We start from the raw sequence: 8,353 nt of genomic DNA, 5'->3' as shown, positions 1-8,353 counted from the left end.
GTTATGCGGTGTTATTGGATCAACGAACCCCGTAGCGAGTGAGGTTGCGCGGCGTCGATATGCACGTCGGCGAACTGGCCGATCAAGGTCGGATTGTCGCAGCGGAAGTTGACGATACGGTTATTCTCGGTGCGACCCTGCAGTTCTCCGGGGTCTTTCTTCGAATAATCGGTGACCAGAATCCGCTGAACGGAGCCTACCATTTGTCGGCTGATCTCGAACCCTTGCTGGTTCAGGCGATGTTGCAGGGCGTTCAGGCGTTCTTTTTTCAGTTCTTCCGGCGTTTCGTCGGCCAGGTCGGCGGCCGGGGTGCCCGGGCGCTGGCTGTAGACGAACGAGTAGGAGAAGTCGAAACCGACGTCTTCGATCAGCTTCATGGTCTGTTCAAAGTCTTTTTCGGTCTCACCCGGGAAACCGACGATGAAGTCCGAACTGATGCAGATCCCCGGCACGGCGGCCCGCAGTTTGCGCAGTTTGGACTTGTACTCCAGCGCGGTGTGGTTGCGCTTCATCGCCGCGAGGATCCGGTCGGAGCCTGATTGCACCGGCAAGTGCAGGTGTTTCACCAGTTCCGGCACGTCGGCGTGGGCCTGGATCAGGCTGTCGGAGAACTCCAGCGGGTGCGAGGTGGTGTAGCGAATCCGGTCGATGCCATCGACAGCTGCGACCACCCGGATCAATTCCGCCAGGTCGGCCAGGCGACCATCGTGAGTGGTCCCGCGATAGCCGTTGACGTTCTGCCCCAGCAGGGTCACTTCGCGAACGCCGTTTTCGGCCAGGTGGATGATCTCGGCAATCACGTCGTCGAACGGCCGACTGACTTCTTCGCCGCGGGTATAAGGCACCACGCAGAAGGTGCAGTACTTGCTGCAGCCTTCCATGACCGACACGTAAGCGCTTGGCCCGTCGATGCGCGGTTCGGGCAAGTGGTCGAATTTTTCGATTTCCGGGAACGAGACGTCGACTTGCGGCAGTTTGGTAGCGCGCGCGGCGTCGATCATTTCCGGCAGGCGGTGCAGGGTCTGCGGGCCGAACACCACGTCGACATACGGAGCGCGATCACGGATGGCCGCGCCTTCCTGACTGGCCACGCAACCGCCGACGGCGATGACCATTTCCGGATTGGCCAGTTTCAGTTCGCGCCAGCGGCCGAGCTGGGAATACACCCGGTCCTGGGCGCGTTCGCGGATCGAGCAGGTGTTGAGCAGGATCACATCGGCGTCTTCAGCGCGGGCGGTGACTTCCAGGGCCTGATGTTCACCCAACAGATCGACCATGCGCGAGCTGTCGTACTCGTTCATCTGGCAACCGTGGGTTTCGATGTAAAGCTTCTTGGCCATGGAAAGATTCATCACGTGATTCAAAGAACCGCGCATTATAGGGAACATGTCCCAAGGTTCCTACCGCTGCGCGTCTGGTGGCTATGCTATAGTTCGCGCCCTCATTTTTATCCCCGATGTGTTACCCGCCCACCATGACCAAACGTGAAGCTCCAATCTACAAGGTGATTTTCCTCAATCAGGGCCAGGTGTTCGAAATGTACGCCAAGCAGATCTATCAAAGTGATCTGTGGGGCTTTCTGGAAGTGGAAGAGTTCGTCTTTGGCGAGCGCACACAAGTGGTCGTCGATCCGAGCGAAGAAAAGCTCAAGGCTCAGTTCGAAGGTGTTGTGCGCAGTTTTGTGCCGATGCATTCGATCGTGCGCATCGACGAGGTCGAACGCCTTGGCACGCCGAAAATCAGTGAAGCCCGCGGCGCGGTCGGCAATGTCATGCCGTTTCCGATGCCGATGCCTGAGAAGTAAGCAGCAGGTTTTTCTAAGGTGAGAATGGCTTTTTGTGGCGAGGGAGCTTGCTCCCGCCGGGGCGCGAAGCGGCCCCGAGATCTGCAATCACGATAAGTCTGGCACACCGCGTTCTTGGGTTTTACGACTGCTGCGCAGCCGAGCGGGAGCAAGCTCCCTCGCCACAGGGGGGCGTGTTCAATTCAGGGAAGTGGCGAAAACGGCGTACGCCCGTCGGCGCTCTGCAATTCCATCAGGTATTTACGGAAAATTTGCCCCAGCACCTGGGTAGCAACTTCCAGGTCTTCGCGGGGCATTTTTTCGGCGACTTCGTCGGCGGTGTCCAGCGCGTCTTCGGCGCCGTTGACCGCAGCCATTTTCAGCACGATATACGCCTGAATGTTATTGGCCGGTACACCTTCGCCATGGAAGAACATGGTGCCGAGTTTGAATTGCGCCTGGGCATGACCTTGCAGCGAGGCCTTTTCGAAGTAGCTCAGGGCTTTATTGAGGTCGCGCGGCACGTTCTTGCCTTCGTAGTAGAACTCACCCAACTCGTATTGCGCTTGCGCATCCCCTTCATCCGACGCTTTCTGGCAGGCGGCGAGCGCTTGCGTCAGGTCTTGCGGCTGAGTATTGAGGGTGCAGCGACCCATCGCCGGGATCAACAACGAGTTGCCGCCTGCTTGTGCGAACGCGAGCAGGGGCTGAAGGAGCAACAGGCAGCCCAATGCAAGGGTGCGGCCGGTGCGGTTCATGGGAATCGACTTACCTCTGAGGGGCGCGCGGACCCGTCGAGGGATCCAATAAGCGCGCATTATGAAATAAGCAGGGCCAACCTTACAAAGTCTTTACTCGTTTTTCTGCTGCGCGGGGACTATATCACCCACTTTGCGGGGGATTATTGGCAGCTGAGTAGGAAAAAGGGTGCGGATGTAGGTAAAAGCTGACGCTGGCAATCGCCAACGTCAGCGTCGCAGATTTACTTCAGGGCGGCGAAGGCACGCTCGGCAGCATCCAGCGTCAGTTTCAACTCGGTTTCGCCATGGGCGATCGAGGTGAAGCCAGCTTCGAAGGCGCTCGGCGCCAAGTACACACCACCTTCGAGCATCAGGTGGAAGAAGCGTCCGAACAGGTTTGCATCGCTGGCCATCACGTCATCGAAGGTGACGATATCGTCGGCACCGCTGAAGTACAGACCGAACATGCCACCGGCCTGAGTGGTCACGAACGGAATGCCGGCGGCATCGGCGCGCTGTTGCAGGCCATCGAGCAGGCGACTGGTGTAGTCGCTCAGTTCGGCGTGGAAACCCGGACGACTGATCAGGCGTAGCGTGGTCAGGCCAGCCGCCATCGCCAGCGGGTTACCCGACAACGTACCGGCCTGGTAGACCGGGCCCAGTGGCGCGATGTGTTCCATGATTTTGCGTTTGCCGCCGAAGCAGCCCACCGGCATGCCGCCACCGATGATCTTGCCGAAGGTGCTCAGGTCCGGCGTTACGCCGTAATAGGCTTGGGCGCCGCCGAGGGCGACACGGAAACCGGTCATCACTTCGTCGAAAATCAGCACCACGCCGTGCTTGTCGCACAGGGTCCGCAGGCCTTCGAGGAAGCTCGGTGCCGGCGGTACGCAGTTCATGTTGCCGGCCACCGGTTCGACGATGATGCACGCCACGTCCTGGCCGACTTCGGCGAGCATGGTTTCGACCGCGTCGATGTCGTTGAACGGCAGGGTCAGGGTGTGCTTGGCGAACGCCGCCGGTACACCGGCCGAGCTAGGTACGCCTTGGGTCAGGGCGCCGGAACCGGCCTTGACCAGCAGGCTGTCGGAGTGACCGTGGTAACAGCCTTCGAATTTGATGATGCTGTCGCGACCGGTGAAACCACGGGCCAGACGGATCGCGCTCATGGTCGCTTCGGTGCCGGAGCTGACCATGCGCACCATTTCCATCGATGGCACGATCGAGCAGACCAGATCGGCCATCTCGGTTTCCATCGCGGTCGGGGCGCCGTAGGACAATCCGTGCTCAAGCTGTTTGCGCACCGCGTCCAGCACGTCCGGATGGCTGTGGCCAAGAATCATCGGCCCCCAGGAGCCGACGTAATCCACATAGCGCTTGTCGTCTTCGTCGGTGACGTAGGCGCCTTCGGCGTGTTTGAAGAACAACGGCGTGCCGCCAACGCTCTTGAACGCACGAACAGGCGAGTTCACGCCTCCGGGGATGTGTTTCTGGGCATTGGCAAACAGGGTTTCGGAACGAGACATTATTTGGCTCTCAAAATCAGGATTTGAACAATTCGTTAAAGGCGCGGGCGCGACGCGTCACTTCAGCCGTGCTCTCGGCGCCGAACAGGCCATGCACCACCGCCAGCAGATCGACCCCGTGGGCCACCAGCGGGGTGGCGTTGTCCAGGGTGATGCCGCCGATCGCACAGATCGGCAGGTGCAGTTTGCTGCGGGCCTGATCAAGCAAGTCGAGGCTGCATGTCGGGGCGCCAGGCTTGGTGTTGGAATTGAAGAATCGGCCGAAGGCGACGTAACTGGCGCCTTCTTTGGCGGCTTGTTCGGCGAGTTCGAGTTGCGCGTGGCAGGTCGAGCCGATGATCGCCTGACGCCCGAGCAGTGCTCGCACCGGCATCAGTGGGCCATCAGTCTGGCCCAGGTGCACGCCGACATTCAGTCGCGCGGCCAGTTCGGCGTCGTCGTTGATGATCAGCTGGGTCTTGTAGCGATCGCACAGATCGCGCAGGGCTTCGGCCTCGCGCAGGCGGCGGGCCTCGTCGCTGCTTTTGTCGCGGTATTGCAGCAGGGTGACGCCGCCTTCGAGCGCCGCCTCCACGTACGAAAGAAATTTACCGGCCAGTAGCTGGCTGTCGGTAATGGCGTACAGGCCACGTAGTTTCATCGGACAAGCCTCTGCGCTTTACGCATCGAAAGTTACGAACAGAAATCCAGCGGCAGGCGGCGGGGCACGAACTGGCCTTTGCCCAGCTGTTCCGCATCTCGCAGGGTGCGCCAAGTGTAGTCAAGCGCGCTCTGTACGGCACTGGCGAGGTGTTCACCCTGGGCCAGGCGACCGGCGAGGGCGCTGGCCAGCGTGCAACCGGAACCGTGATAACTGCCGGGCAGGCGCTGGCAGGTAAAGGTTTCGCGGCGACCGTCGCGGCTGTACAGGCGATTGTGGATTTCGTGTTCGTCGCCATGGCCGCCGGTGATCAGCAGGTGTTTGACGAATGGCAGGAGTTTTTCCGCGCACTCGTCGGCGGTGCCTTCGGGCAGTTCGGCGAGGATGCGGGCTTCGGGAAGGTTAGGGGTGGCGATGATCGACAACGGCAGCAAGCGTTCGCGCATGGCGTAGCCGACTTCGTCCTTGCCCAGTCGTCCGCCACCGCCGGCACGCAGCACCGGGTCGCAGACCACTGGCAAATGCGGGTGCGCTGAAAGCAGTTCGACCACGGTGTCGACCATTTCCAGGGAACCGAGCATGCCCAGTTTGACGGCGGCGACTTCGGAGTCGTTGAGCACGGCATTGGCCTGGGCCAGCACCCACTCACGATCGAGTACGCGGAAGTCAGTGACGTTGACTGTGTCTTGCACGGTCAGGGCGGTGACGGCCGGAGCCGCATGGCAACCCTGGGCGAGCAGGGCTTCGATATCTGCCTGCAAGCCGGCGCCACCACTTGGGTCGTGGCCGGAGAGACAGAGGACAACGGGGCGAGAGCTGTAGATATTCATGGTGCGCGAGCTTACCACCAAACATGTTTTTCGGGTGTTGCGACGTCCAGTCCGGCCGATACATTGTGGCGAGGGAGCTTGCTCCCGTTCGGCTGCGAAGCGGTCGTAAACCTGCCGACGCGGTGTTCCAGACAGAAGGTAAAGGGGCCGCTACGCAGTCCAACGGGGGCAAGCCCCCTCGCCACAGTTGTTCACTACTCGGCGGGACAATGTCGCGGCCTGATCAAGCCAACCGCTCTAACTCAATGCGTGGCGCTGGAACGCCCGTTCTAGAGCCTTTGTAGGAAAAAATTCAATGGTGTTCAATGGCCAGCAACGGCTATGCTAGAGTGGATCCAAACCAATAACAGGTAATACCGGTTTTACGTCTACTCAAAAGGAATGGGGGGCTTCCTGACAGAACCGGACAGGCCACGCTGGGGCTTAAATGCGCTATTTGCTGATGTTGCTGTTGTGCTTGCCCCTCCTGGCGAGCGCCGTCGAATTCGACGAGTTCACCCAGAGCCTTCCCTTGGGCCAAACGATGCAGGTTTATGAAGACGCGGGTGGTCAGGCGACCATTGCCGATGTCCGTGCGCAAGCCGCGGCCGGGCACTTCAAACTCCACGATAAAGCCACCCTCAATGCCGGCTATTCGCGTTCGGCGTTCTGGCTGAAAATCGACTTGCAATACCGTCCGACCAATCCTTCGGCGCGACGGACCTGGCTGCTGGAACTGGCCTATCCGCCCCTCGATCACCTTGATTTGTACTTGCCCGATGCTGGCGGTGACTATCAATTGGCCCGACAGACGGGCGATGCACTGCCGTTCGCCACTCGAGAGATTCGTCAGAACAACTATCTGTTCGATCTGAACTTTGCGCCCGGGCAGGCGCAAACCGTGTACCTGCGTCTGCAAAGCGAAGGCTCGATTCAGGCGCCCGTCACCTTGTGGTCGAGCACTGCTTACCTTGAAGAACAGCCGGTGCGGCTCTACGTGCTGGGGCTGATCTACGGCGTGTTGCTGGGGATGCTGGTCTACAACCTGTTCATCTTTCTCAGCGTGCGCGATACCAGTTACCTCTATTACATCTTTTACATCGCCTCGTTCGGCTTGTATCAGCTGTCGGTGAACGGCGCGGCCGTGGAGTATTTCTGGCCGAACAATCCGTGGTGGGCCAACGCCGCCACGCCGTTCTTCATCGGCTGTTCGGGGTTGTTCGGCAGCCAGTTTGCCCGCAGCTTCCTGCGGACGGCCACCCACAGCCGCTGGCTGGACCGTGTGCTATTGGCGCTGATCGCGTTCAGTGCGCTGGTGGTCGGGTTATCTTTGATGACCAGTTACGCCCTGGCCCTGCGTCTGGCGACGGCGTTGGCGCTGGTCTTTACCGTGGTGATTTTCGCTGCCGGGGTTTTCGCCTGGTGGCGTGGCTTGAGGGTGGCGCGTTACTTCATCATTGCCTGGTCAGCATTTTTGCTCGGTGGTGTCGTCAACACGATGATGGTGCTGGGTTATTTGCCCAACGTGTTCCTCACCATGTACGCCAGCCAGATCGGCTCGGCGATCGAAGTGGCGCTGCTGTCCCTGGCCCTGGCTGATCGCATCAACGCCATGCGCGAACAACAGGCGCAGACGTTGTTCGATGCCGGTCAGAAACTCGAAGTACTGAACCAGCAACTGGCTCACAGCAACAGGCTCAAAGACGAATTCCTCGCCACCCTGACCCATGAACTGCGCACGCCCATGAACGGTGTGATCGGGTCGCTGGAGCTGATGCACACCGTCGAGATGAACCCTGAGCTGGAGCAGTATCAGCAAACGGCCGCAGGTTCGGCGCGGGACATGATGCGCATGGTCAATAGCATCCTCACCTTGACCGAGTTGCAGGCCGGCAAGCTCAAGGTCTATCCGGACACGTTCAGCTTGCGCGGTATTGTCGAGTCCTTGCGCGGGCAGTTCGATGGCAATGCGTCGGGCAAGTCGCTGGACTTCAAGGTCGAGGTGGCGCCCGGGTTACCGGATCGTTTGTTCGGCGACAGCGGCAAGCTGGCGCAATGCCTGGAATGCCTGTTGGACAACGCCATCAAATTCACCCGCGTCGGCGGGCTGGCGCTGCGGGTGACGGGTAAACCGGCGGAACCGGGTCGGCTGGCGCTGTCTTTCGCAGTGATCGACACCGGCATCGGTTTTACCGATTTGGGAGAGGCGACGCTGTACCAGCGGTTCTTCCAGCTCGACGGTTCGATGACACGTGAGTATGGCGGTCTGGGCGTTGGCCTGGCGATCTGTCGGCAGTTGGTTGAATTGCTCGGGGGCCGCCTGAGCCACCGTTCCGAACCAGGCCGTGGAAGCCGCTTCCAGCTGGATGTCGAGTTCGAGCTGGCGGTGGTGGAGCCTGCTCCCTCGATCACCCGGCAGACCACAGGCCTGCGCTTGCCGCAGGAGTGCACGGTATTGCTGGTCGATGACAACAGCATCAATCAATTGGTGATGCGCGGCATGTTGCTCAAGCTTGGGTTCCGGGTACGCACCGCTGACAGTGGCACTGCTGCGCTCGATCAATTGCAGTGTGAAGCCGTTGACGCGGTGCTGCTCGATTGCCAGTTGCCGCCAGAGGAGGGTGCCTCCATCTGCTATCGGATCCGCGCGTTGCCGGGTTGTTCTGACTTGCCTGTGTTCATGATTGCCCTGAGCGCGGAGCGGGTGCACCGTCCAAGCGATACCTTGGTCGACTACCTGAACAAGCCAGTTAAATTCGAGGACTTGCAGGCAGCGCTGTATCGACGGGTGCTCTGTTCGGGCCATGGCGAAAGCGCCGACAGTTAGGCAGATATGCCACTTTGTTCAGCCTCGG

7 protein-coding genes are annotated in these 8,353 nt (G+C 60.3%); 2 read left to right on the top strand and 5 right to left on the bottom strand.

Annotation, left to right across the window (positions count from 1 at the left end):
- Positions 1-11: 11 nt before the first annotated feature.
- The gene (gene miaB, locus AC30D7_RS13810; RefSeq protein WP_019581336.1) at positions 12-1,340 is read right to left on the bottom strand and encodes a tRNA (N6-isopentenyl adenosine(37)-C2)-methylthiotransferase MiaB; all 1,329 of its coding nucleotides are present in this window, start codon (positions 1,338-1,340) and stop codon (positions 12-14) included.
- A gap of 134 nt (positions 1,341-1,474) precedes the next feature.
- Between miaB and AC30D7_RS13805 the strand changes: the two genes are divergently transcribed.
- On the top strand, positions 1,475-1,804 hold the full coding sequence (locus tag AC30D7_RS13805; protein WP_003185742.1) for a DUF1820 family protein: 330 nt from the start codon (positions 1,475-1,477) through the stop codon (positions 1,802-1,804).
- Positions 1,805-1,986: 182 nt separating this feature from the next.
- On the opposite strand, the gene AC30D7_RS13800 is transcribed toward AC30D7_RS13805, so the two are convergent.
- The 4 genes from AC30D7_RS13800 to AC30D7_RS13785 form a co-directional block, all read right to left on the bottom strand.
- Positions 1,987-2,541 carry a tetratricopeptide repeat protein gene (locus tag AC30D7_RS13800; protein WP_490134425.1) on the bottom strand — a complete coding sequence of 185 codons (555 nt, stop codon included), beginning with the start codon at positions 2,539-2,541 and terminating at the stop codon, positions 1,987-1,989.
- A 224-nt stretch (positions 2,542-2,765) separates the two neighbouring features.
- A complete protein-coding gene (gene hemL / locus AC30D7_RS13795; protein ID WP_490134424.1) occupies positions 2,766-4,049 on the bottom strand; it encodes a glutamate-1-semialdehyde 2,1-aminomutase in 1,284 nt (427 codons plus the stop codon).
- Between the two features lie 16 nt (positions 4,050-4,065).
- The gene (gene thiE, locus AC30D7_RS13790; protein ID WP_490134423.1) at positions 4,066-4,689 is read right to left on the bottom strand and encodes a thiamine phosphate synthase; all 624 of its coding nucleotides are present in this window, start codon (positions 4,687-4,689) and stop codon (positions 4,066-4,068) included.
- Positions 4,690-4,721: 32 nt separating this feature from the next.
- Entirely contained in the window at positions 4,722-5,519 is a 798-nt protein-coding gene (locus AC30D7_RS13785; RefSeq protein WP_019581334.1) for a hydroxymethylpyrimidine/phosphomethylpyrimidine kinase, read from the bottom strand.
- A 427-nt stretch (positions 5,520-5,946) separates the two neighbouring features.
- Between AC30D7_RS13785 and AC30D7_RS13780 the strand changes: the two genes are divergently transcribed.
- A complete protein-coding gene (locus AC30D7_RS13780) occupies positions 5,947-8,325 on the top strand; it encodes a 7TM diverse intracellular signaling domain-containing protein (protein WP_490134422.1) in 2,379 nt (792 codons plus the stop codon).
- Positions 8,326-8,353: the final 28 nt, after the last annotated feature.

The sequence above is a fragment of the Pseudomonas sp. DF5 genome (genome assembly GCF_058148225.1).
This window is presented reverse-complemented; position numbering and strand designations above follow the sequence as displayed.